Annotated in this window: 19 protein-coding genes; 14 read left to right on the forward strand and 5 right to left on the reverse strand. The window is 71.0% G+C overall.

All coding sequences use genetic code 11. From position 1 onward, the window contains the following. Positions 1–87: 87 nt before the first annotated feature. The 9 genes from ABZ459_RS46270 to ABZ459_RS46310 all read left to right on the forward strand — a co-directional run bounded on the left by ABZ459_RS46270 (position 88) and on the right by ABZ459_RS46310 (position 10,679). The gene (locus tag ABZ459_RS46270) at positions 88–756 is read left to right on the forward strand and encodes an amino acid ABC transporter permease (RefSeq protein ID WP_357985603.1); all 669 of its coding nucleotides are present in this window, start codon (positions 88–90) and stop codon (positions 754–756) included. Further along, positions 753–1,670 carry an amino acid ABC transporter permease gene (locus ABZ459_RS46275; protein WP_357985606.1) on the forward strand — a complete coding sequence of 306 codons (918 nt, stop codon included), beginning with the start codon at positions 753–755 and terminating at the stop codon, positions 1,668–1,670. The genes ABZ459_RS46270 and ABZ459_RS46275 overlap by 4 nt, the downstream gene beginning before the upstream one ends. A gap of 145 nt (positions 1,671–1,815) precedes the next feature. Then, positions 1,816–2,673 (forward strand): glutamate ABC transporter substrate-binding protein, encoded by an 858-nt coding sequence (locus tag ABZ459_RS46280; RefSeq protein WP_357985609.1) that lies wholly within the window; start codon positions 1,816–1,818, stop codon positions 2,671–2,673. Between the two features lie 40 nt (positions 2,674–2,713). Continuing rightward, positions 2,714–4,519: a prolyl oligopeptidase family serine peptidase gene (locus ABZ459_RS46285; protein ID WP_357985612.1), complete on the forward strand. Its 1,806-nt coding sequence runs from the start codon at positions 2,714–2,716 to the stop codon at positions 4,517–4,519. A 203-nt stretch (positions 4,520–4,722) separates the two neighbouring features. Further along, on the forward strand, positions 4,723–6,549 hold the full coding sequence (locus tag ABZ459_RS46290; RefSeq protein ID WP_357985615.1) for an ABC transporter substrate-binding protein: 1,827 nt from the start codon (positions 4,723–4,725) through the stop codon (positions 6,547–6,549). Positions 6,550–6,610: 61 nt separating this feature from the next. Next, positions 6,611–7,648, forward strand: coding sequence for an ABC transporter ATP-binding protein (locus ABZ459_RS46295; RefSeq protein WP_357985618.1), 1,038 nt, complete (start codon positions 6,611–6,613; stop codon positions 7,646–7,648). Beyond that, positions 7,648–8,646 carry a dipeptide ABC transporter ATP-binding protein gene (locus ABZ459_RS46300; protein WP_357985621.1) on the forward strand — a complete coding sequence of 333 codons (999 nt, stop codon included), beginning with the start codon at positions 7,648–7,650 and terminating at the stop codon, positions 8,644–8,646. Before ABZ459_RS46295 ends, ABZ459_RS46300 begins: the two co-directional genes overlap by 1 nt. Then, entirely contained in the window at positions 8,643–9,674 is a 1,032-nt protein-coding gene (locus ABZ459_RS46305) for an ABC transporter permease (RefSeq protein WP_357985624.1), read from the forward strand. The genes ABZ459_RS46300 and ABZ459_RS46305 overlap by 4 nt, the downstream gene beginning before the upstream one ends. 42 nt (positions 9,675–9,716) lie before the next feature. Continuing rightward, positions 9,717–10,679 (forward strand): ABC transporter permease, encoded by a 963-nt coding sequence (locus ABZ459_RS46310; RefSeq protein WP_357985627.1) that lies wholly within the window; start codon positions 9,717–9,719, stop codon positions 10,677–10,679. Positions 10,680–11,027: 348 nt separating this feature from the next. Here ABZ459_RS46310 and rny read toward each other — a convergent pair whose 3' ends face one another. After that, complete coding sequence (gene rny, locus ABZ459_RS46315) at positions 11,028–12,644, reverse strand: ribonuclease Y (RefSeq protein WP_357985629.1); 1,617 nt, start codon at positions 12,642–12,644, stop codon at positions 11,028–11,030. A gap of 521 nt (positions 12,645–13,165) precedes the next feature. Here rny and ABZ459_RS46320 point away from each other — a divergent pair. Further along, positions 13,166–13,294: a hypothetical protein gene (locus tag ABZ459_RS46320; protein WP_357985631.1), complete on the forward strand. Its 129-nt coding sequence runs from the start codon at positions 13,166–13,168 to the stop codon at positions 13,292–13,294. Positions 13,295–13,511: 217 nt separating this feature from the next. On the opposite strand, the gene recX is transcribed toward ABZ459_RS46320, so the two are convergent. Then, positions 13,512–14,267, reverse strand: coding sequence for a recombination regulator RecX (gene recX, locus ABZ459_RS46325; protein ID WP_357985634.1), 756 nt, complete (start codon positions 14,265–14,267; stop codon positions 13,512–13,514). Positions 14,268–14,273: 6 nt separating this feature from the next. On the opposite strand from recX, the gene ABZ459_RS46330 reads away from it, so the two are divergent. Further along, positions 14,274–15,230, forward strand: coding sequence for a hypothetical protein (locus ABZ459_RS46330; RefSeq protein ID WP_357985638.1), 957 nt, complete (start codon positions 14,274–14,276; stop codon positions 15,228–15,230). A 153-nt stretch (positions 15,231–15,383) separates the two neighbouring features. Continuing rightward, the gene (locus ABZ459_RS46335; protein ID WP_357985641.1) at positions 15,384–15,761 is read left to right on the forward strand and encodes a hypothetical protein; all 378 of its coding nucleotides are present in this window, start codon (positions 15,384–15,386) and stop codon (positions 15,759–15,761) included. A gap of 284 nt (positions 15,762–16,045) precedes the next feature. Here the strand turns inward: ABZ459_RS46335 and recA are convergent, their stop codons facing one another. After that, positions 16,046–17,140: a recombinase RecA gene (gene recA / locus ABZ459_RS46340; protein ID WP_357985644.1), complete on the reverse strand. Its 1,095-nt coding sequence runs from the start codon at positions 17,138–17,140 to the stop codon at positions 16,046–16,048. 634 nt (positions 17,141–17,774) lie between these two features. Here recA and ABZ459_RS46345 point away from each other — a divergent pair. Continuing rightward, a complete protein-coding gene (locus ABZ459_RS46345; RefSeq protein WP_357985647.1) occupies positions 17,775–18,041 on the forward strand; it encodes a hypothetical protein in 267 nt (88 codons plus the stop codon). Here the strand turns inward: ABZ459_RS46345 and ABZ459_RS46350 are convergent. Both ABZ459_RS46350 and ABZ459_RS46355 read right to left on the reverse strand, forming a co-directional pair. After that, positions 18,033–18,227, reverse strand: coding sequence for a DUF3046 domain-containing protein (locus ABZ459_RS46350; protein WP_357985650.1), 195 nt, complete (start codon positions 18,225–18,227; stop codon positions 18,033–18,035). The genes ABZ459_RS46345 and ABZ459_RS46350 overlap by 9 nt on opposite strands. Before the next feature lie 252 nt (positions 18,228–18,479). Next, positions 18,480–18,968 carry a VOC family protein gene (locus ABZ459_RS46355; RefSeq protein ID WP_357985653.1) on the reverse strand — a complete coding sequence of 163 codons (489 nt, stop codon included), beginning with the start codon at positions 18,966–18,968 and terminating at the stop codon, positions 18,480–18,482. 89 nt (positions 18,969–19,057) lie between these two features. Here ABZ459_RS46355 and ABZ459_RS46360 point away from each other — a divergent pair, with 89 nt between their 5' ends. Continuing rightward, positions 19,058–23,854 carry an ATP-dependent helicase gene (locus ABZ459_RS46360; protein ID WP_357985656.1) on the forward strand — a complete coding sequence of 1,599 codons (4,797 nt, stop codon included), beginning with the start codon at positions 19,058–19,060 and terminating at the stop codon, positions 23,852–23,854. Positions 23,855–23,901 lie beyond the last annotated feature (47 nt).

A 23,901-nucleotide genomic window follows, 5' to 3' on the forward strand; every position in this document is an offset into this window, starting at 1 on the left:
CCGCGCCGCGGGCCGTGGTTTCCTGCTTGACCCGCCTGCGGGGGCGGCGGGTACCCCGCCCCCCGCCGCTCTATGCGGTGGAGCACGATGGACGAACTAATCAAGTACCTCCCCAACCTCGCGCTGGGCTTCCTGGAGAACATCAAGCTCGCACTCGTGGCCGCGGTCGTCTCCCTCATCCTCGGGACGATCCTGGCCGGGATGCGGGTCTCCCCGACGCCCGTCCTGCGCGCGGCGGGCACGGTCTATGTGAACGTGGTGCGCAACACCCCGCTGACCCTGGTGCTGGCGTTCTCGGCGCTGGGCCTGAGCGACCAGCTGGGCCTGATCTTCTCCGACGTGCCGCGGACGAACTCGTTCTGGATCGTCGCGATGGGCCTTTCGGTCTACACGGCGGCGTTCGTGTGCGAGGCGGTGCGCTCCGGCATCAACACGGTGCCGATGGGGCAGGCGGAGGCGGCCAGGGCGATCGGGCTGACCTTCATGCAGTCGCTGCGGATGATCATCCTGCCGCAGGCGCTGCGGTCGGTCATCGCCCCGCTGGGCAGCGTGATGATCGCCATGATCAAGAACACCACGGTGGCGGTGGCCGGCGGGTTCGCCGGTGACGTGGCCGCCGAGATGAAGCTCACGTTCGACACCACGGGCGCGTCGATCCCGATCTTCCTGGGGGTGGTCGTGGCCTTCATGGTCCTCACCATGCCGATCGGCTTCCTCTCCGGCTGGCTGGCAAGGCGTCTGGCGGTGGCCCGATGAGCGCATCCGTCCTGTTCGACACGCCCGGCCCGCGCGGCCGGCTGCGCAACCACCTGCTGACGGCGGTCAGCCTCGTGGCGGTCCTGGCCGTCGTGTACTTCGTCTACCAGGGCTTCGACGCCAAGGGCCAGTGGGAAGGCAAGATCTGGCAGCCGTTCCTGACGGCCGAGGTGTGGCAGGAGTTCATCCTGCCGGGCCTGCTCGGCACGCTCAAGGCGGCGGCCACCGCGGCGGTGCTCGCGCTGGTCTTCGGCGCGGTCTTCGGCCTGGCCAGGCTCTCCGACCACGCCTGGATCAGGATCCCGGCGGCCACGGTGGTGGAGGTCTTCAGGGCCATCCCGCTGCTGCTGCTGATCTTCTTCATCTTCTACCTGGCGCCCGCCATCGCCGGCGGCGGCGACTACGCCTTCATCGCCGTGGTGCTGGGCCTGATGCTGTACAACGGCTCGGTGCTGGCGGAGATCGTGCGCGCGGGCGTGCACGCCATCCCCAAGGGCCAGGCCGAGGCCGCCTACGCGGTGGGCATGCGCAAGAACCAGGTGCTGCGCCTGGTGCTGCTGCCGCAGGCGGTCACGACGATGATGCCGGCGATCGTCAGCCAGCTCGTGGTGCTGCTGAAGGACACCGCGCTCGGCTACATCATCGCCTACGTCGACCTGCTCAACACCGGGTTCAAGGTGCTGCCGGCGGCGTACTTCGGCTCGCTGATCCCGGCGGCGATCGTCATCGGCGTCATCTACGTGGCGCTCAACATGACGCTGAGCTACCTGGCCACCTTGCTGGAGCGGCGCAGCAGGCGCAGCAGGAAGACCTCGGCGCGGCCGATCGCCACCCCCGGCGCGGCGGCCGTCGGCGTCGGCACCGGCCAGGGCACCGAGGGCGGCGGCATGGCGCCCGACATCCCCGTGGAGTGACCTGCCGGCCCGGCGACGGGCCCGGCGACGAGCACGGCGGCGGGATCCCCGTCCCGCCGCCGTCTCGTAAAGAAAGCCTCAGATCTTCGCCGGTGCGGCACGCAGACCGGCCCGGCCGGGCCGCCGAGCCCACAGACTCCTGTGCGTGCGGATACGTGGAGTCGTGGTGGCGCTGGCCGGCACGGCCGCGTTCGCCGTACCGGTGGCGTGCGGCGGCGGCGGCGCCTACTCCACCGTCGTGGGCAAGATCAGGGGCACCGGCCAGGTCATCGTGGGCACCAAATGGGACCAGCCGAGCCTGGGCCTGAAGGCCGGCCCCGGCGACCCCGTGGGCTTCGACGTGGACGTCGCCCGGTACGTCGTCGCCAAGCTGGCCCGCGGCCGGCCCGTGCGCATCACCTGGCGGGAGGCGCCGGCGGCGGGCCGCGAGGCGCTGCTCCAGAACGGCACCGTGGACATGGTGTTCGCCACCTACTCCATCACCGAGGCCCGCAGGCCCAAGGTGACCTTCGCCGGCCCGTACGTGCTCGTGCACCAGGACACGATGGTCCGGGCCGACGACGCGTCCATCCGCGCCGTCACCGACCTGCGGGGCAAGCGCGTGTGCCAGGTGCCGGGCTCCAACTCCTTCAAGCGCGTCGCCGACCCGCCGCCTGACGGCAAGCTCGACCTGCCCGTCGTGGCCGTGCCCGCGGCCAACTACTCCGACTGCGTGCGCAAGCTCAGCGACAACCAGCTGGACGCCGTCTCCACCGAGGACCTGACCCTGGCCGGCTTCGCCCAGCAGGCCCCCGGCCTGTTCCGGCTGCTCAACGACCCCTTCACCGACGAGCGGTACGCCATCGGCCTGAAGAAGGGCGACATCGTGACCTGCGAGGCCGCCGAGCAGGCCGTGGTCGAGATGTGGCGGGACGGGACGGCCACGCGGCTGCTGCGCAAGTGGTTCGGCGACACCGGGCTCAACCTGCCCACCTCGATGCCGCCGCAGGAGAGATGTTCTTGATCGCGCCCCACGGCCCCGGATCTTCGGGCAGGATGCGGGTATGCCTTTCTGGCCGTCCGCCATCTCCGCCCGCGACGTCGCCGCCGCCGGTCTGCGGCCCGGCTGGCCCGTCGCCCAGGGCGGCCGGGTGTGGTGGACCGAAGACCGTCCGGGCGAGGGCGGCCGCACCGCGATCGTCCGCCGTGAGGCCGACGGCACCTGCCGTGACCTGCTGCCCGCCCCCTGGAGCGCCCGCACGAGGGTCCACGAGTACGGCGGCCGTCCCTATGCGGTGACGCCCGGCGGCGACGTGGTCTTCGCCGGTCTGGCCGATCAGCGCCTGTACATTCTCGGGCAAAACGGCCAGCCGAAACCCCTCACCGCCGAAGGTTCCCGCTACGCCGACCTGACCGTCCGCGACGGCGAGGTCTGGGCGGTGCGCGAGCGCCACGGCGAGCACGGCAAGATCACCCGTTCCGTCGTGTCGATCCCGCTGAAGGGCGGCGAGCCCCGGGAGCGGGCGTCCGGCCACGACTTCTACGCCTCGCCCGTCCCGTCCCCCGACGGCGCCCACCTGGCCTACATCTGCTGGAACCACCCCCGCATGCCCTGGGACGGCACGGAGCTGCGCGTCGTCCGGCTGCGCGACGGGCAGGCCCGCACGGTGCTGGGCGGCGAGGCGGAGTCCGTCCTGTCGCCCGCCTGGAAGGACGACGCCACCCTCTACCTGGTCTCCGACCGCTCCGGCTGGTGGAACCTCTACGAGTGCGGCCTCGACGGCGCCGCGCCGCGGGCGTTGTGCCCGGCCGAGGAGGAGTTCACGCAGCCGCCGTGGCAGCTCGGCGGCGCGCCGTACACCGTGCTCGCCGACGGGCGGCTCGCGGTCCTGCACGGGCGCGGTGACCTGCGGCTGGGCGTGCTCGACCCGGCCACGGGAGCGCTCCACGACCTCCACCTGCCCTACACGGGATGGCAGGCCGCCCTCGCCGCCGACGGCATGTCCGTGACGGGCGTCGGCCACGCCGCCCGGCTGCCGCGCTCGGTCGTGCGGGTCGACGTCGCCTCCGGGCGGGCCGAGCCGCTGGCGGGGGCCGACGAGCGCCTGCCCGACCTGTCCGGGCTGCCCGATCCGCGGCCGGTGGTCGTGCCGGGCGAGCGGCCCGTCCACGCCTTCTTGCACCAGGTCGCCGAGGAGCCGACGCCGTTCGTGGTGTTCGTGCACGGCGGCCCGACCGCCCACGCCGACACGGCGCTCGACCTGGAGAAGGCGTTCCTGACCTCGCGCGGCATCGGCGTGCTCGACGTCAACTACGGCGGCTCCACCGGCTACGGTCGCGCCTACCGGGAGCGGCTGCGCGGCCAGTGGGGGCTGGTCGACGTCGCCGACACGATCGCCGCCGCCCAGTGGCTGGCCGACTCCGGGCTGGCCGACCCGGCCCGGATCGCGGTGCGCGGCGGCAGCGCGGGCGGCTGGACGGTGATGGCCGCCTGCTGCCGCTCCGGCGTGTTCGCGGGCGGGGTGTCCTACTACGGCGTCAGCGCGCTCGCGCCGCTCGCCGCGCACACCCACGACTTCGAGTCCCGTTACGTCGAGTGGCTGGTCGGCGACGACCCGGCCGTCTACGCCTCCAGAGAGCCGCTCGGCCTGGTCGACGGGGTGTCCTGCCCGATGCTGCTGCTGCAGGGGCTCGACGACCCGGTGGTGCCGCCCGAGCAGTCGACGGCCTTCGCCGACGCATTGTCCGAGCGCGGCGTCTCCTGCACTTATCTCGCTTTCGACGGCGAATCCCACGGATTTCGCCGATTGGAGACGCGGGTCGCGGCCCTGGCCGCGGAGCTGGCTTTCTACCAGCAGCTATTCAGTTAATGTCGCGATCTCCAGACAATTCCCGTACTGAATCAGCATTACCGACCAGTCGCTAGTCGCAAACAGTTACGTAACCGACCTCGACAGTCTTCCTCCGGCATGGGTTGCTCGTCTCAGTAAACGTGGGGCGCGCGTCGCGGCCACGACACGCGCCCCAGCTGTGCCAGCCAACAACACCCCCATCTCGGCACGAGGGAGGCCAGATGGCCAGCTTGCGCCATCTCAGCATCATCACGGTGGCGGCGGCAACTCTGCTCGCCACCTCCTGCGCGACGCAGAACGGAACCAGCAAATCCGCTCCGCCCCCCGCCGCGAGCCAGAGCTCGGGAAGCGCCGTCTCGGGCGGCACGCTCAGGCTCGTGGGCTCGGGCGACGTCGACCATCTCGACCCGACCAGCATCTACTACGTCGTCACCATCGCGATCATGCGCGGCTACTCGCGCCAGCTGTACGCCCTCCAGGGCGTCGCGGCGGGAGCCGACACCACCAAGGGCTACGAGGTGCTGCCCGACATAGCGACCGAGCTGCCCACCGAGGCGAACGGCGGCCTGAGCGCCGACAAGCTCACGTACACGATCAAGTTGCGCGACGGCGTGCAGTGGGACACCCAGCCGCCGCGGCCGGTGACGGCGGGCGACTTCGTCCGCGGGTTCAAGCGCATCTGCAACCCGGTGGCGGGCTCCGGCGCGCCCGGCTACTACACCAGCACGATCAAGGGCATGGCCGAGTACTGCGACGCCTACATCAAGGCGTTCGAGAAGGCCAAGCCCACCGCCAAGGCCCTGGCCGACTTCCAGAACGGCCACGACATCGCCGGCGTGCAGGCCAAGGACGACAAGACGATCGTCTTCACCCTGACCCAGCCGGCCGGTGACTTCCTCAACATCCTGGCCCTGAACTTCGCCTCGGCCGCGCCGCAGGAGTACGACCAGTACGTCCCCGACGACGCCACCTTCCGCCAGCACGTGATCTCCAACGGCCCGTACAAGATCGCCTCGTACGTGGCCACCAAGTCGATCCGGCTGGAGAAGAACCCGGCCTGGAAACAGGAGTCCGACCCGATCAGGCACCAGTACGTCAACGCCATCGACGTCAAGATGGGCGTCGGCGAGCCCGACGCGGTCCAGCAGCAGATCGAGGCCGGCAGCGCCGACCTGTCGTGGGACCTGCCGGTGCCGACCTCGCAGATCCCGCAGCTCAAGAGCAACGACCCCAACTTCACGATCTTCCCCGGCGCGGTGACGAACCCGTACGTGGTGTTCAACCTGCAGAGCAAGAACGCCGGCGGGGCGATGGGCAAGCTCAAGGTCCGCCAGGCCATCGAGTACGCGATCAACAAGACCGCCATCGCCAAGATCTACGGCGGCGCGGACGTCGCGACCGCACTGCACACGGTCATCCCACCGGGCAACATCGGCTACCAGGAGTACAACCCGTACCCGACGCCTGGTGACCAGGGCGACCCCGCCAAGTGCAAGCAACTGCTGAGCGAGGCCGGCTACCCCAACGGGCTGACCCTCATCGGCGCCTTCCGCAACGCGGGCAACCACCCGGCCAACTTCCAGTCGTACTCGGCCGACCTGAAGAAGTGCGGCATCACCGTCAAGGGCCTGCCGCTGCGCCAGGGCGACTACTACACCTACCTGCAGACGCCCTCGCACGCCAAGAACAGCGAATGGGACCTGTCGGCCCCCGGCTGGATCCCCGACTGGTACGGCACCAACGGCCGCGCGGTCATGCAGCCGCTGTTCCAGACCAACTGCAACCCCGGCACCAGCAACTACGGCTGCTACAGCAACCCCAAGGTGGACGACCTGATCAAGCGGGCGCTCGCCGAGACCGACCAGGCCAAGGCCGCGGCGCTGTGGCACGAGGCCGACCAGACGGTGCTGGGCGATGCGGTGATCGTGCCGCTGAACAACCAGAACACGCCGCTCTACAAGAACAAGCGGGTGCAGAACGCCCTGTATCTGCCGTCGTACCAGGTCTATGACGTCACCAACCTCTGGCTGAACCCCAACACGCCTTGACGACCGGCGTCCCGCGGGCGCGCCGGCAGGCGGGCCCGCGGGACAGCCGCGAGGGAGACATATGAGCCTGCTTGAGGTAACCGACCTCCAGGTGTCCTTCCCCACCTCCGACGGCGTGGTCCAGGCGGTGCGGGGGCTGTCGTTCACCGTCGACCGCGGTCAGACGCTGGCGATCGTCGGCGAGTCCGGCAGCGGCAAGACCGTGAGCACCCAGGCGATACTCGGGCTGACCCCCGACGCCGACATCTCCGGTACGGCCCTGTTCGAGGGCGTCGACCTGCTCGGACTCGACAACGAGCAGCTTCGCCGCATCCGCGGCGCGGAGATCAGCGTGGTCTTCCAGGACCCGCTGACCAGCCTTCACCCGCTCTACAAGGTCGGCTGGCAGATCGAGGAGCTGATCCGCGTCCACAATCCCGGCACCCGCCGCGCGGAGGCCAGGAAACGGGCCGTCGAACTGCTGGGCCTGGTGGGCATCCCGCGCCCCGACCGCCGGGTGGACGACTACCCCCACCAGTTCTCCGGCGGCATGCGGCAACGGGCGATGATCGCCATGTCGCTCGCGCTCAACCCCAAGCTCATCGTCGCCGACGAGCCGACCACGGCTCTGGACGCGACCGTCCAGGCGCAGATCCTCGAGCTGATCGGGCGGGTGCAGGCCGAGTTCGACATCGCGCTCGTCCTCATCACGCACGACCTCGGCGTCGTGGCCGGCATGGCCGACGAGGTGCTTGTCATGTACGCCGGGCTCGTCGTCGAGCGGGCCGACCGGCGCACGCTCTACTACCAACCGCACCACCCGTACACCAAGGGCCTGCTGGAGTCGATCCCGGGCAGCACCGGCGACCGCGGCGGACGGCTGCGGCCCATCCCCGGCTCGCCGCCGAGCCTGATCGCGATCCCGTCCGGGTGCGCCTTCCATCCGCGCTGCCCGTACGTGATGCCGGTCTGTTCCGCCGAACGGCCGCCGCTGGCCTCCATCACGGGCGCGCGCGGGCACGCCTCGGCGTGCTGGCTGCCGCACGAGGCGATCGGGCTCGGCGCGGAGGCCGAGGCGCTGCGCAAACGGGCGGTGCACGGCACGGCGGAGGAGGCCTGATGCTGCTCGAAGTCGAGAACCTGGTCAAACACTTCCCCATCACCAGCGGCATGCTGATCAAGCAGACGATCGGCCAGGTCAGAGCCGTCGACGGCGTCAGCCTGTCGCTGTCGCCCGGCGAGACGCTCGGCCTGGTCGGCGAGACCGGCTGCGGCAAGTCCACGCTGGCCCGGTGCATCGCCGGCCTGCATCCCATCACCTCCGGCAGCGTGCGCTTCGACGGCGCCGACATCACGAACCTGCCGCGGCGCCGGATGCGGCCCTACCGGCGCGACATCCAGGTGATCTTCCAGGACCCGTACGGCTCGCTCAACCCGCGCCGCCGGGTCGGCTCGATCATCGCCGACCCGCTCGTCATCCACCGGGTGCAGAGCGGCCAGGAGCTGCGGCGGACCGTCCAGGAGCTGATGGAACGGGTCGGGCTCAACCCCGAGCACTACAACCGTTTCCCCGCCGAGTTCTCCGGCGGGCAGCGGCAGCGCATCGGGGTCGCGCGGGCGCTCGCGCTGCGGCCCCGGCTGATCATCTGCGACGAGCCGGTGTCGGCGCTCGACGTGTCCATCCAGGCCCAGATCCTCAACCTGCTCAAGGACCTCCAGGACGACTTCGGGCTGACGTACCTGTTCATCGCCCACGACCTGTCGGTGGTGCGGCACGTCAGCGACCGGATCGCGGTCATGTACCTGGGCAAGGTGGCCGAACTGGCCACCGCGGAGGAGCTGCACGCGGTGCCCCGCCATCCGTACACGAACGCGCTGCTGTCGGCGACCGCCGTGGCCGACCCCGACGAGGCCGAACGGCGGCACCGCATCATCCTCACCGGCGACGTGCCCTCACCGATCGACCCGCCCGCCGGCTGCCGCTTCCATCCCCGGTGCCCGAAGGCACGCGAACGCTGCTCGGCCGAGGAACCGCTGCTGGCGCCCCAGGAGCACCTGGTGGCCTGCCACTACCCCGTCGAGGCGGGCGAGGACCTGACCGCCGGGAGGACCGCATGACTCTCACGGAGATCCGTCCCGACGTCGTCGCCGACCGCACGATCGCCGGACGCAGCCCCTGGCAGCTCGCCTGGGCGCGGATCAGGTCCGACCGGGTGGCCCTGATCTCGGGCATCGTCGTCGTGCTGCTGTGCCTGCTCGCCCTGACCGCGCCGCTCATCTCGGCCTGGAACGGCCACGACCCCGACGAGCAGTTCCGCGACACCGGCATCACCGACCAGGGCCTGCCCGTCGGGCCCAACGGCGAGTTCTGGTTCGGCACCGACCGCCTCGGCCGCGACCTGTTCATCAGGGTCCTGTACGGCGCGCGCGTCTCGCTGCTCGTCGGCGTGGTCGCGACCGGCGTGGCGGCGCTGATCGGGGTCGTCATCGGGCTGCTGGCCGGGTACTACGGCGGCGTCATCGACACCATCCTGTCCCGGCTCATGGACGTGGTCCTGTCGTTCCCGTACCTGATCTTCGCGATCGCGGTGGTGTCCATCGCCGGGCCCTCGCTGACCGCGACGATCGGGGTGATCTCGTTCTACTCCTGGGCGGCGATCGCCCGCGTGGTGCGCGGCCAGACGTTGTCGCTCAAGGAACGCGAGTACGTGGAGGCGGCCCGGTCCATGGGGGCCGGCGACGCGCGGATCATGTTCGTGGACATCCTGCCGAACCTGCTGGCCCCCGTCATAGTGCTCACCACGCTGCTGGTGCCGGCCGCGATCGTGTTCGAGTCCACCTTGTCCTATCTGGGGCTCGGGATCGTTCCCCCAACCCCGTCCTGGGGGAACCTGCTGAGCGAGGCCCAGGGCTTCTACCGGGTGGCGTACTGGTATCTGGGGTTCCCGGCGGCCTCGCTGCTGATCACGACGCTGGCGTTCAACCTGGTGGGCGACGGGATCAGGGACGCCATCGATCCCCGGATGGAACGGCTGTTCAGCCGCCGGCGACGGCGGAACCGGCGCGCGGCCTCTGCTCCGGCGTCCGCGCCCGCCGCTGGGGGATCCGATGCCGCTGCTGGGGGGTCCGATGCCGCTGCTTCATGACCGGGGTGGGATGTCGGGGTTGCTTCAGGAGGTGGAGGGCTGATGTTGCGACGGTTCCTGCTGCGGCGGACACTGCTCGGGGTGCTGGTGTTGTGGCTGGTCTCCCTGGGCACGTTCTTCCTGTTCTTCGTCGCCCCCGGCGACCCCGCCCGTACGCTGGCCGGCCGCCAGGCCACCCCTGAGCAGGTCGACCTGATCCGCCACAACCTCGGCCTCGACCGTCCCACCATCGTCCAGTACTTCGACTACCTGGGCCGGCTCCTGCACGGCGACCTGGGCCAGTCGTACTTCTCGGGCGAATCGGTGGGCAAGCTGCTGGCCCAGGACTTCCCGCCGACGTTCTCGCTGGTGCTCGGCGGGGCCGTCCTGTGGCTCTGCCTCGGCGTCGGCGCCGGCGTGCTCAGCGCCACCCGCGTACGGTCGTTCCTCGACCGCGCCCTGACCACGCTGGCCCTGGCCGGGGTCTCGATGCCGACCTTCGTGGTCGGCCTGCTGCTGCTGTATTTCTTCTTCTTCCAGCTCACCATGGCGGGCGCCCCGATCCTGCCGCCCGACTCCTACGTGCCCTTCTCCGAGAACCCCGGCGAATGGGCCCGGCACCTGATCCTGCCGTGGATCACGTTGGCGATGGTCCAGGCGGCCTCGTACGCCCGGCTCACCCGGGGCTCCATGCTGGACGTCCTGGGCGAGGACTACATCCGTACGGCCCGCGCCAAGGGTGTGCCCGAAGGCCGCGTCATCTACCGGCACGGCCTGCGCGCCGCGCTGACCCCCGTGGTGACCCAGCTCGGCGTGGACATCGGCACGCTGATCGGCGGTCTGGTGGTGACGGAGTCGGTCTTCGGGCTCGGCGGCATCGGGCAGGCGGTGGTGCAGGCGTTCATCAGCGGTGACCTACCGGTGATCATGGGCGTCGTCATCCTGGCCACCACCGCCGTAGTGGTGGCGAACCTGGTCGTGGACATCGCCTACGGACTCCTCGACCCCCGAATCCGCCTGGCCTGACGATGCGCCCCCTCTGAATCCGCCTGGCCTGACGACGCGACCCTCGGATCCGCCTGGCCTGACGATACGACCCTCCGGATCCGCCTGGCCTGGCCTGACGATGCGAGCGGCGCCTCCCCGGCGGGCGCACCTCCCCGCGCCCGCCGACGCGCCGCCCTCGCACCCACCTCGCCCATCGGAGACTCCCGCATCGGCCTGACCTGCGCCATCAGGCGCTCCTCCCCTGTCCCGCCCCTTTTCCCGCTGCTCGGAACAAGCGGGCCTCCTGAAATGGGCAAGCCCCCTGGGATGGCCGCGCTCCTCAAAACGGGCGAGCCACCGTCGGACCGGCGGGCGGCCTTCTTGGGGTCAGCGGGCGAACTCGGTGGCGCGGGACTCGCGCACCACCGTGATCCGGATCTGCCCCGGGTACGTCAGCTCCTCCTCCACCTGCTTGGCCACGTCCCGGGCGATCACCTGCGCCTGGATGTCGTCGATCGCGTCCGGCTTGACCATGACCCGGATCTCCCGCCCGGCCTGCATGGCGAACACCTTCTCCACGCCCTCGTACGACTGCGCGATCTCCTCCAGCCGCTCCAGCCGCTTGACGTACGCCTCCAGCGACTCCCTGCGCGCCCCCGGACGGCTGCCACTGATGGCGTCGGCCGCCTGCGTGAGCACCGCCTCGACCGTACGGACCTCGACCTCGTTGTGGTGCGCCTCGATGGCGTGCACCACGTCCTCCTGCTCGCCGTACCGGCGGGCGATCTCGGCGCCGATCAGCGCGTGACTGCCCTCGACCTCGTGCGTGAGAGCCTTGCCGATGTCGTGCAGCAGCGCGCACCGCTTCATGAGCTGCTGGTTCATCTTCAGCTCGGCCGCCATGATCCCGGCGATGTGCGCGGACTCGATGAGGTGCTTGAGCACGTTCTGACCGTAGGAGGTGCGGTAACGGAGCTGCCCGAGCAGCAGCGTCAGCTCGGGATGCATGTCCGTGATGCCCAGCTCGACCAGGGCGTCCTCGCCGGCGCGCGCGCAGAGGTCCTGGACCTCCTGGCGGCTGCGGTCGTGCGCCTCCTCGATGCGCTGCGGATGGATACGCCCGTCCAGCACCAGTTTCTCCAGCGTGAGCCGCGCCGTCTCCCTGCGCACCGGGTCGAAACACGACAACAACACCGCCTCCGGCGTGTCGTCGATGATCAGGTTCACACCGGTGGTCGACTCGAACGCCCGGATGTTGCGCCCCTCGCGCCCGATGATCCGGCCCTTCATCTCGTCACCGGGCAGATGCAGCACGCTGACGACCGACTCGGCCGTCTGCTCGGCCGCCACCCGCTGGACCGCCAGCGTCACGATCTTGGTGGCGCGCTTCTCGCCCTCCTTGCGGGCCTCGCCCTCGATCTCCCTGATGATCAGCGCCGCCTCGCGCTTGGCCTGGTTCTCGATCTCCTTGACCAGCTCGGACTTGGCCTGCTCCCCGGTCAGCCCGGCGACCCGTTCCAGGATCACCCGCCGCTCGTCCTCGACCTGGAGCAGCTCCTCGCGCCGGTCGGCCAGCTCGACCTCGGTCTCGGCCAGCTTCCTGTCCCGCTCGGACTGCCGCCTGGCCTCCTCGTCGAGCCGCTGCTCGCGCTCGGCCAGCCGGGCCTCCCTGCGTTCGAGATCGGTCCGGAGCTCCTTGAGCTCGGACTTCAAGGTCCGGCTCTCCTCCTCGACCTCCCGCCGCATCTGCGCGGCGCTCTCGGCGGCACTCTCCGACCTGCGCAGGATCTCCTCGGCGTCGCTCTCCGCCTTGGCGCGGATCTCTCCGGCCCGCTCCCGCGCCTCCTCAAGCTCCGCGTGTACGGCTTCCACCTGCTCAGGGCTCGGCTCGGCCTTCCGGGGCAAACCGCCAGAGGTACGGCGTATGACGACGAGCAGCGCCACGATCATCCCGAACGCGAGCACGAGCACCGCCACCATCAGCACCACGACAAGCGGCTGCATGCGCGCCCCGCCCTCCTCGCGTCGTCAACACCTCATAACGCGGACCCAAAACGGGAGGGGTCACGTGCGCGCCACGGAAAGCCCGGTCGGCGTCGTCTCCAGGGCCGATGTCAGGCCAAGGCGGACCGGGCATCGGCCCCCATAGCCGACACCTCGCCTGCCTCGATCAACCGAGCTCGTTCGTCCGTCGTTCACCGGTATGGCAATCCGCGCTGCGCGGAGTAACTCCTCACTGCCGTCGAGGTTATGCGTCGAACAGGTCACGAGCAAGCAAACGCGTCCTCAAGCGTGTCTTACGGGCCCGCAGCTCCCCAATCAACCACATAACCCACGATCACCCCCATTTGTCCCCCACCCTCACCTCTCCAATCCCCATGGCGCAGACAAAGCCCACAACCCGCCCCCGGCGACCACCGGCCATGAAACCGTCGGGCTCCGACGTCCCCCCAGCCCCCGTCACCCGCGAGAGAAACTCTTCGAACGCCCGACGCCCGGCTCACCCACCCCGACAGGAGCACACGGTGAACAACCTCATCGACAAGATCGCCTGGATCCGCCTGGACAACAACAAGATCCGCAGCACCCGCTCACAAGGCAAGAACGGCTACTACCTGCCCGGCGGCAAACCCACCACCCCTCCGCCTCCCTGAGCCACGGGCATGGGAAGCGCCGACCCCCGCAGCAGCCCCACAACCGCCTTGGCCTCACCGAGCTCCGAACCCGGCGGCAGACCTTCAGGCCCTCCCCCAAGCCCCGAGCAGGAGACGGGCCGGCCCCGGCGACAGACCCACGCCCCCTCCATCTCTCTGAGCCCCGAGCGTGAGGGACCACTGACCTGGTGGCGGGTCAGGCGGAGGAAGCTCGGGATCAGGAGAAGTCGTCCTCCAGGTCGATGCCCTCCTGTTCGAGGGCCTCCCGGATCACCCGGTACGCCAGCCCCGACGAGTACCCCTTGCGCGCGAGCATGCCGGCCAGACGCCGCGTACGGGTCTGCGAGTCGAGGGATCGGGTGGAGGCGAGCTTGCGGTCCACCAGCCGTCGGGCCGTCTCGGCCTCCTGGTCGGAGTCCAGACGCTCCACGGCTTCCTTCACGGTCTCGGTGTCCACACCCCGATGGCGCAACTCGGCCGCGAGCGCACGCTTCGCGAGGCCCCGGCCGTGGTGCCGGGAGTCGACCCATGCCTCCGCGAACGCCTCGTCATTGATCAGCCCGAGCTCGACGAACCGATCCAGCACCTTTCCAGCAGCCTCATCCGGTACGTCCCGCTTGCGAAGAGCCTCGGCGAGCTGCGCCCGCGTTTTGGGAGCCATGGTGAGCAACCGAAGACAGATGGCCCGCGCAACGGACTCCGGGTCCGCCGCAGGTGCCGCCGCAGCGGAACTGCCGACGTCCGGCCCATCAGGCAGCGGCCCGCCATGCGATGGCCCGTCATGCGACGGCTCGTCAGATGGCGGCCCATCGGACAACGGGCCGCTACGGCCGGTCGTGCCTCTCCCGAAGCGTCCGCTCGCCCTGCCGCTCCCCCGTCCAGTGCCCCGGCCGCCTGTCCGGCGCCCCTTGCCTGAACGCTTCTTCCCACCCGTGTCCTGCTCATCGCCGAACCAGCTGCTTCCGGCCAGCACCTCAGAATGCCACTCATCGGCGCCGCGCTTCTCCTCGGAGGAAGCCTCACTCTCCGACCTTCCGCCAACGCCGCCGGACTCGTGCGCATTTTCCCGCTCCTTCAGGCGCTCCTCAGCGACACCACCGCCGTCCTGACCACTCAGCCCAGCCGGCGGCGCCCCCGCGTCCCCTTCACCCTCGTGATCTCCCTGCCCGCTCGTACGCCGCTGAGCAACGTCAGCAGCATCCTCGCCATCATGGCCACTCAGCTCATTCAGAGGGCTTTCAGAGAAACCCTCACCGTTCCGAGCCCTCCGCCTGCTCGTACGCCGCTCAGCAGGCCCGGCAGCACCCTCACCGTCATGATTGCTCAGCTCATCCAGGGAGCTTCCGGCGAAACCCTCGTCGACCTGGGCCTTCTTCTTCCGTCTTCCGGAAGCGCCCTTACGGGATGGTTCGGTGCGGGCGTCTTCGGCAAGCTCGCTCGCAGCGGTGTCCCGGTCGGCAGGGGCCTTACGGTCGCCTGGCCAGACGAAGATCGGCGCGTCGGCCCCCTCGTCCGAGCGCCCCCGGGACGCCCGTCCACCGACTCGGCCGCCGCCCCGTCCACTGGCTCGGCCACGATTACCCGAGCGGCCATCGGGGGCGGCTTCGTCGTCCGGAGCGCTGGGGTCGGCCGAGTGGAGCCGGCCGGGAGTGGGCCGGTCAGCCAGATCGCCACTCTCAGCGCCCGGCCACGCCATGAACACCTCACTACGCAGCCTGAGCCCGACACCCGCTTCATCGCTCAGCGCAACATCGTCCCCACTGCCCGGCGTAACGCCCGCTTCTTGGCTCGGCCCAACACCGGCGTCACCTTCCGGCGCAACGTCCGCCCTTTTGCGCAGCCCAACGTCAGCCTCATCGCTCGGCGCGACGCCCGCCCCAGCACCCAACCCGACCTCAGCCTCATCGTTCAGGCTCCCGTCGGCTTTGCGGGTTGAGCGCTTACCTCCCTCGTCGGCTTGGGGGCGGGGGTCGCCCGGCCAGTGGAAGGCCGGCGCGGCCATCTGTCGGCCAGGGCCCCACGCCGGGGGCGCGACATTGGCCCGCCCGCCCGTACGCCACCCCGACGTGCCCTCGTCATCCACCCGAGCATGGACGACCACATCCTCCACCACGCTGTCCGTATCGTCGCGAACCGCCACGTCGTCCACTTCATGGGGAACGGCCGCATCGCGCACTTCATGGAGAACGGCCGGGTCTTCCGCCTGATCGTGGACGGCCGCGCCCTCCACGCCATCGGCTCCAGCGTGATCGGCCGCGTCGTCCAGCCCGTCGTGGGCAGCCGGGTCATCCGCCCTGGTGTGGACGGTCGAGGGGCGGTCGTCTTCGGAGGTGGAGGGTTCGGAGGTGGAGGGTTCGGAGGTGGAGGGTTCGGAGGTGGAGGCTCGGAGGCGGGCGCGTTGTTCGTGCCATTCGTCTACCGACGGCCAGCCGTCAGCGGCCGACCGGGCCAGGTCGGCGCCACGTGAGCCCCTGCCCGAGGACGGGCGGCCGGCAGCCCGGGTCACCGGCTCGGGAGCGGTCGCCCCGGTCACCGAATCGGACGGGGTGGCCTGGGCCCCCGAAGCGGACGGGGTGGCCCAGGTCGGCGGCTCGGAGCTGGTGGCTGTGGTCGTCGGGTCGGAGGGGGTGGCCCGGGGGCCGCGGGGTCCGCGCTTTCTGCGCTCCCCCGAGGCGGGGAGGTCGGGCCATGCGCCCCAGTCATGGGAACGGGGCGCCTGCGACGGATCCCTGTCACTCATGCGCCGACCGATCAGACGTCACCCGGCTTGGGGGTGGACTTCGAGCCACGGCCCGAGGGCGCGGCGGCGGGAGCCGGGACGGCGGCGGCGGGCTCGGCGGGCGTGTCGAGCTTCGGACCGACCCCGAGCTTGTCCTTGATCTTCTTCTCGATCTCGTTGGCCATGTCGGGGTGGTTCTTCAGGAAGTTGCGGGCGTTCTCCTTGCCCTGGCCCAGCTGGTCGCCCTCGTACGTGTACCAGGCGCCCGACTTGCGGACGAAGCCATGCTCGACGCCCATGTCGATGAGACCGCCCTCGCGGGAGATGCCCACGCCGTAGAGGATGTCGAAGTCGGCGACGCGGAAGGGCGGGGCCATCTTGTTCTTGACGACCTTGACCCGGGTGCGGTTGCCGACCGCCTCCGTGCCGTCCTTCAGGGTCTCGATGCGGCGGATGTCCATGCGGACGGAGGCGTAGAACTTGAGCGCCTTACCACCGGTCGTGGTCTCGGGGCTGCCGAACATGACGCCGATCTTCTCGCGGAGCTGGTTGATGAAGATCGCGGTGGTGCCGGTGCTGTTGAGCGCGCCGGCGACCTTGCGCAGGGCCTGGGACATGAGGCGGGCCTGGAGGCCGACGTGGCTGTCGCCCATCTCGCCCTCGATCTCGGCCTTGGGCACCAGGGCGGCCACCGAGTCGATGACGATGATGTCGACCGCGCCGGACCTGATCAACATGTCGGCGATCTCGAGCGCCTGCTCACCGGTGTCGGGCTGGGAGACCAGCAGGGCGTCGGTGTCGACGCCCAGCTTCTTGGCGTATTCGGGGTCAAGGGCGTGTTCGGCGTCGATGAACGCCGCGATGCCGCCGGCCCGCTGGGCGTTGGCCACCGCGTGCAGGGCGATCGTGGTCTTGCCCGAGGACTCGGGGCCGTAGATCTCGACGATTCGCCCACGCGGGAGGCCGCCGATGCCGAGGGCCACGTCAAGGGAGATCGACCCGGTGGGGATCACCTCGATGGGGGCTCGGGCGTCGTCGCCCAGTCGCATGACGGAGCCCTTGCCGAACTGCCGCTCGATCTGAGCGAGCGCGGTCTCGAGGGCCTTCTCGCGGTCGTTGATAGCCATGGGAGCTCCCTCTGGAGGGTCGTGGTCCGATCAGTCGAGTGAAAGCTACGGCCTGCCACCGACATTTTCTGAGACGGTCGGGGAAGGCGTGGCCGGCTTCGGCAAGTTCATCGTAGCCGAACGGCTGTTCGATCACATCACGAACACGCTGCTGGGATGCATGCGGCGTGTCAGAGGAGGGCGAGGCCGGTGCTCGGACGCCGCTCGCGTTCATGGTGGTTGCCGGCCGATTGGCCGTGGGGTCTGCCCGGGGGGTCGTGGCCGTGGGACCGGGCGCGGCGGACGGATGTGATGGGGTGCGCCCGGATGGGCGGTTGCCTGGGTCCGGGTCCGACGAACGCCTGTCCCTCGCGGACGAGCGCCATCTGGCCCGTCCCGGAGAACGCGGATCCGGCCCGTCCCCGAGAACGCGGTTCCGGCCCCTCCCGCAGAACGCGGACCTGAGCCGCGCGGGGAGACGTCATTGACGCTCTCCCCAACGGCCCGGAGAGCGCGGGCACCGGGGCGCGGGTGGCAGGTGGGACACGGGAGGCGAGGACGCTCCCGATCTTCCGCGCGTGTTGCCGCCGACGTGTTGTCATACGCCGTGAGCTGGGGAGACTCCCATGCAGGGGATCGGCTGGGAGGCGGCGAAGTGGCGAGTGGCTACACCGGGGAACGGCGCACCCTTCTGGAGGCGCTCGCCGAGTTGCTGCCCCATCAGGGGCTGGTCAGCCGCATGGTCGGCGGCGACGATCCGGTGCTGTGGGTGTGGCATCCGCGCACGCGCCGCCAGACGATCATCTTCGCCACCCCCTCCAGCGGGGGCTGGACGTTGTTGTGGTCGCCGGGCGGCCAGGGCAACGCGGACGACCTGGAGGCCACGGCGGACGCCCTCCGCCGGACGCTGGACTCAGCGTAGCCCGGACGAGACGTCCTCCACCTGGCACACGGCCCGCCACACGGTCTTGGCGCTCTCGCCGTCGGCCAGCGCCTGGATCACGGTACGGCCGCCCAGCGGGGCGATCACGTAGTCGCGGGCCCACGACTCGGCATAGGTCTCGCCGAAATGGGCGTTCATTCGTCTCCAGAACTCGGTCAGGCGCATGGACCAAGTATGGAATCGCGTCAGGTGTGGGTAAGACATCCGCATGCCAAAGACCCCCAAGTCTTCACCCCCGAAGACCGCCAGGACCAAGGCCAACAGGGCGCGGCGCCGCCGGCTGTTACTCGCGATGCGGCAGACCGTCCAGAAGGAGAAGGGACAGCGATCGGAGCGGCACGCGGGAATCAGGCAGGAGCCGCGTGCGGGCAGGCCGCGTACGCGCAGGGCGTCACGGCGCTGAGCCGGGACGAACAGTCATAGAACTCGCGCACCGTACATCTCACCGAGATGGTCGGCGAGCAGCTCCAGGCGGGCGCCGTCGGGGTCCTTGAAGTAAATGGAGGCGCCGCTCTCGATCTGGTGCGGCACGCCGGCCATCTCCAGCTTGCCGCGCAGCCGTTCCCAGGTCGCGGGGTCGACGGAGATCGCCACGTGGTGCAGCCCGCCGAGCACCTCCTGGTACGGGCCGAGGTCGAGCCCCGGGAAGTCGAAGAACGCGAGCAGGTTGCCGTTGCCGATGTCGAAGAAGAAGTGGCTCGAACCCTTGTAGTCGCGGTTCTCGATGATCTCCGTCAGCGGGAACTCCAGAAGTTCCTGGTAGAACTTGATGGTCCGCTCCACGTCGGACGACAACATGGCCACGTGATGCAGGCCACGGGCGCTGCTCGACGGCCGGTGCGGTAAGGCGTACTGATGTCGCAACTGTGCGCGTCGGGTCTCGACGGCGGCATAATCAATGGTCACGGTCGCTGTATGTCCGCCTTGACCCCCGCTCAATCACCCGGCGCCGCTCCAATGCGTTTTCTGTCGGTGGCGCGAGGCAGTATGTGCTGGTGAGCTCGCTAGACCACTTCACCCAGGTGACCAGGCAATGGTTCGCCGGCGCCTTCCAGGCGCCCACGGCGGCCCAGGAGGGCGCGTGGGAGTCGATCGCGCGCGGCGACAACACGCTGGTCGTCGCCCCCACGGGGTCGGGCAAGACGCTGGCGGCGTTCCTGTGGTCGCTCGACCGGCTCGCGGCGCGGGCGGCCGACCAGGCCCCGGGCGAGGGTGTGGCGAAGGGGCACAAGCCGGGCACCCGCGTGCTCTACGTGTCGCCGCTCAAGGCGCTGGCCGTCGACGTCGAGCGCAACCTGCGCGCGCCGCTGGCCGGGCTCAGGCAGACGGCGCGCCGGCTCGGGCTGCCCGTGCCGGAGATCTCGGTGGCGATCCGCTCCGGCGACACCCCGGCCGAGGAGCGCAGGCGGTTCGCCGCCAAGCCGTCCGACATCCTGATCACCACCCCCGAGTCGCTGTTCCTGCTGCTCACCAGCCAGGCGCGCGACGCGCTGCGCGACGTCGAGACGGTGATCGTCGACGAGGTGCACGCGGTCGCGGCCACCAAGCGCGGCGCCCATCTGGCGCTCAGCCTGGAGCGGCTCGACGCGCTGCTGGAGCGTCCGGCCCAGCGGGTGGGGCTGTCGGCGACCGTGCGGCCGGTGAGCGAGGTGGCGGCCTTCCTCGGCGGCACGCGTCCGGCGACGGTGGTGCAGCCGCCGTCCGACAAGCGCATCGAGATCGAGGTCATCGTCCCGGTCGAGGACATGACGGAGATGACGGAGATGGCGGGTGCGCCCGATCCGGAGCAGGTCGAGCCGTCGTCCGGGCGGTCGATCTGGCCCCATGTGGAGGACCGCCTGTTCGACCTGATCGAGTCCCACAGCTCGACGATCGTGTTCGCCAACTCCAGGCGCCTGGCCGAGCGGCTGTGCACCAGGCTCAACGAGCTGGCCTACACGCGGCGGCAGGGGCCGGAGGCGATCGACCTGTCGATCTGGGAGACACCGCCACAGGACCAGGAGACGCCGCCGTACGACCGGGAGCCCCCGCCGCCGCCCAGGCGCATGCCCGCCGAGACGATGGCGCAGGCGGGGGCGAGCAAGGGCGTGGTGACGGAGATCGTCCGGGCCCACCACGGCTCGGTGTCGAAGGAGGAGCGGGCCCAGATCGAGGAGGCGCTCAAGTCGGGGCGGCTGCCCGCCGTGGTCGCCACCTCCAGCCTGGAACTGGGCATCGACATGGGCGCGGTCGACCTGGTGGCGTGCGTGGAGGCCCCGCCGAGCGTGGCCAGCGGGCTGCAGCGCATCGGCCGGGCCGGCCACCAGGTGGGCGCGGTCTCCCGAGGCGTGATCTTCCCCAAGTACCGGGGCGACCTCGTCCAGACGGCCGTGGTGGCCGAGCGCATGCGCGGCGGGCAGATCGAGGAGTTGCGCTACCCGCGTAACCCGCTCGACGTGCTGGCCCAGCAGATCGTGGCCATGACCGCGCTCGACGAGTGGACCGTCGACGAGCTGGAGACCGTGGTCAAGCGGGCCGCCCCCTACGCCACCCTGCCGCGCAGCGCGCTGGAGGCGACGCTCGACATGCTGGCCGGCCGCTACCCGAGCGAGGAGTTCGCCGAGCTGCGGCCGCGCATCGTCTGGGACCGCGTCACCGGCACCCTCCAGGGGCGGCCCGGCGCGCAGCGGCTGGCCGTGACCAACGGCGGCACGATCCCCGACCGCGGCCTGTTCGGCGTGTTCCTCGTGGGCGAGAAGGCGTCCCGGGTGGGCGAGCTCGACGAGGAGATGGTCTACGAGTCGCGGGTGGGCGACGTGTTCGTGCTGGGCGCGACGTCGTGGCGGATCGAGGACATCACGGCCGACCGGGTGCTGGTCTCGCCCGCTCCCGGCCAGCCGGGGAAGCTGCCGTTCTGGCACGGCGACACGGCCGGGCGTCCCGCCGAGCTGGGTCGGGCGATCGGGCAGTTCCTGCGGGAGCAGGCCAAGCAGGGTTCCACCGACCGCATCAGGGAGGCGGGGCTCGACGAGTTCGCCGCCGGCAACCTGCTGGCCTACCTCGACGAGCAGCGCGAGGCCACCGGCTACGTGCCCGACGACCGTACTCTGCTGGTCGAGCGCTTCCACGACGAGCTGGGCGACTGGCGGGTGGTGATCCACTCCCCCTACGGCGCGCGGGTGCACGCGCCCTGGGCGCTGGCGATCAACCGGCGGCTGCGCGAGCGTTACGGCATCGACGTGCAGGCCGTGCACTCCGACGACGGCATCGTGCTGCGCATCCCCGACACGCTGGCCGAGCCGCCCACCGACGTGGCGGCGTTCGACGCCGAGGAGATCGAGCAGATCGTCACCGAGGAGCTGGGCGGGTCGGCGATGTTCGCCTCCCGGTTCAGGGAGTGCGCGGGGCGGGCGCTGCTGCTGCCGCGCCGCGTGCCGGGCCGGCGCAGCCCGCTGTGGCAGCAGCGCCAGCGGGCCGCCCATCTGCTGGGCGTGGCCTCCCAGTACGCCTCGTTCCCGATCGTGCTGGAGACGATGCGCGAGTGCCTCCAGGACGTGTTCGACGTGCCGGGGCTGGTCCAGCTCATGCGCGACATCGCGGCGCGCCGGATCCGGGTGGTGGAGGTCGAGACGTCGCAGGCCTCGCCGTTCGCCGCGTCGCTGCTGTTCCACTACGTCGGCGCGTTCATGTACGAGGGCGACGCGCCGCTGGCCGAACGCCGCGCGCAGGCCCTGGCGCTGGACACCACGCTGCTGGCCGAGCTGCTCGGCCAGGCCGACCTGCGCGAGCTGCTCGACCCCGACGTGATCGTGAGCAGTGAACGCGAGCTGGCCCGGCTCGACCGGCCGCTGCGCGACGCCGAAGACCTGGCCGACCTGCTGCGTTCGCACGGGCCGCTGCTGACGCCCGACGTCAGCGTGCGCGGCGGCGACCCGTCCTGGCTGGAGGAGCTCGAACGCGCGCGCCGGGCCATCCGCGTGCGCATCGCGGGCGAGGAGCAATGGGCGGCCGTCGAGGACGCCGCCCGGCTGCGCGACGCGCTCGGCGTGCCGCTGCCCGTGGGGGTGCCGCACGTGTTCCTGGAACCGGTGCCCGACCCGCTGGCCGACCTGGTGGCCCGGCACGCCCGCACCCGCGGCCCCTTCCACGCCGGCACCGCCGCCGCCAGGTTCGGGCTGGGCGCGGCCGTGGTCACCGACGCGCTGCGCCGGCTGGCCGCCTCGGGGCGCGTCGTGAACGGGGAGTTCCGGCCGGGCGGCCGGGGCGAGGAGTGGTGCGACGCCGGGGTGCTGCGGATGTTGCGCCGCAGGTCGCTGGCCCGGCTGCGCAAGGAGGTCGAGCCGGTCGCGCCCGAGACGCTGGCCCGCTTCCTGCCCGCCTGGCACGGCATCACCGGTTCGGGCACGTCGTCGTCCGACGGCTCGCGTGCCGGGGCGGCCCGGGCCATGGACGCGCTGGTGCGGTCCGTCGAGCAGTTGCAGGGGGCCGCGGTGCCGGCGTCGGCCCTGGAGACGCTGGTGCTGCCCTCGCGGGTGCCCGGCTATCATCCGGCGCTGCTCGACGAGCTGACCTCGTCGGGCGAGGTGATGTGGGTGGGGCAGGGGTCGTTGCCCGGGGGTGACGGATGGGTGTCGCTCTACTTCGCCGACACCGCGCCGCTGCTGCTGCCCGAGCCGGCCGACATCACGATGACGCCGCTGCACGAGCGCGTGCTCGACCTGCTGCGCGGCGGGGGCGCGCTGTTCTTCCGGGGCATCTCCGACCAGCTCGGGGCCCAGGGCGGAGCACTCGACGACGCGACACTGGTCTCCGCGTTGTGGGATCTGGTGTGGTCGGGCCGGGTCTCCGGCGACACGCTCGCGCCGCTGCGGGCCACGCTGGGCACCGGGCGTCCCGCGCACCGGCCCGCCACGACGCGGCGGCGCCGGGCCGTGCTGCCGTCGAGAAGCGGGCCGCCGACCGTGGCCGGGCGGTGGTGGCTGCTGCCCGGTCCCGCCGACGACGCGACGCAGCGGGCGCACGCGCAGGCCGAGGTGCTGCTCGAACGGCACGGCGTGGTGACGCGCGGGGCGGTGACCTCCGAACGGCTGCCCGGCGGGTTCACGCCCGTCTACCAGGTGCTTCGTGCCTATGAGGAGAGCGGGCGGTGCCGCCGGGGGTACTTCGTCGAAGGGCTGGGGGGTGCGCAGTTCGCGCTGGCGGGCGCGGTCGACCGTATGCGTGCCATGGCTCCGAGCGTCGCACCGACCGGGGGTGCGCCGGACGAGGGCTTCGGCTCTCCGCCGGAGGTCCCCGCCTGGGAGACCGGCCGGCCCGGTGGCGGGTCCGGCAGCGGAGGGTTCGGCAGCGGCGGAGAGGGCGGCCGGAGCTCGCGGCCCGGTGGCGGCGGATTCGACCAGGGCGGAGAGGCCGGGATGCTCGGTCAGCGCGGCCGGGGAGCGTCCGGGCGGCGGGCCGTGGTGCTGGCCGCGGCCGACCCGGCCAGCCCGTACGGTGCCGCGCTGCCCTGGCCGCAACGTCCCGGCGACGTCGGGCACAAGCCGGGCAGGAAGGCGGGCGCGCTGGTCGTGCTCGTGGACGGCCACCTCGTCCTCTACGTGGAGCGGGGCGGCAAGACGTTGTTGTCGTTCGCCGACGACGAGCGGCTGCAACCGGCGGTCGACGCGCTGGCGCTGGCCGTGCGCGACGGGGCGCTCGGGAAGCTGACGGTGGAGCGGGCCGACGGCGCGTCCATCGTGGAATCGCCGCTGGCGGCTGCCCTGGAGGCGGCCGGGTTCCATCCGACCCCGCGGGGCCTGCGCCTACGCGCCTGACCAGTCGGCGGTGATTGATCGGCTGTCCACGGATCTGTATACGATGG

Origin of the sequence: Nonomuraea sp. NPDC005692, assembly GCF_040631115.1 — a bacterium.
Classification (GTDB): domain Bacteria; phylum Actinomycetota; class Actinomycetes; order Streptosporangiales; family Streptosporangiaceae; genus Nonomuraea.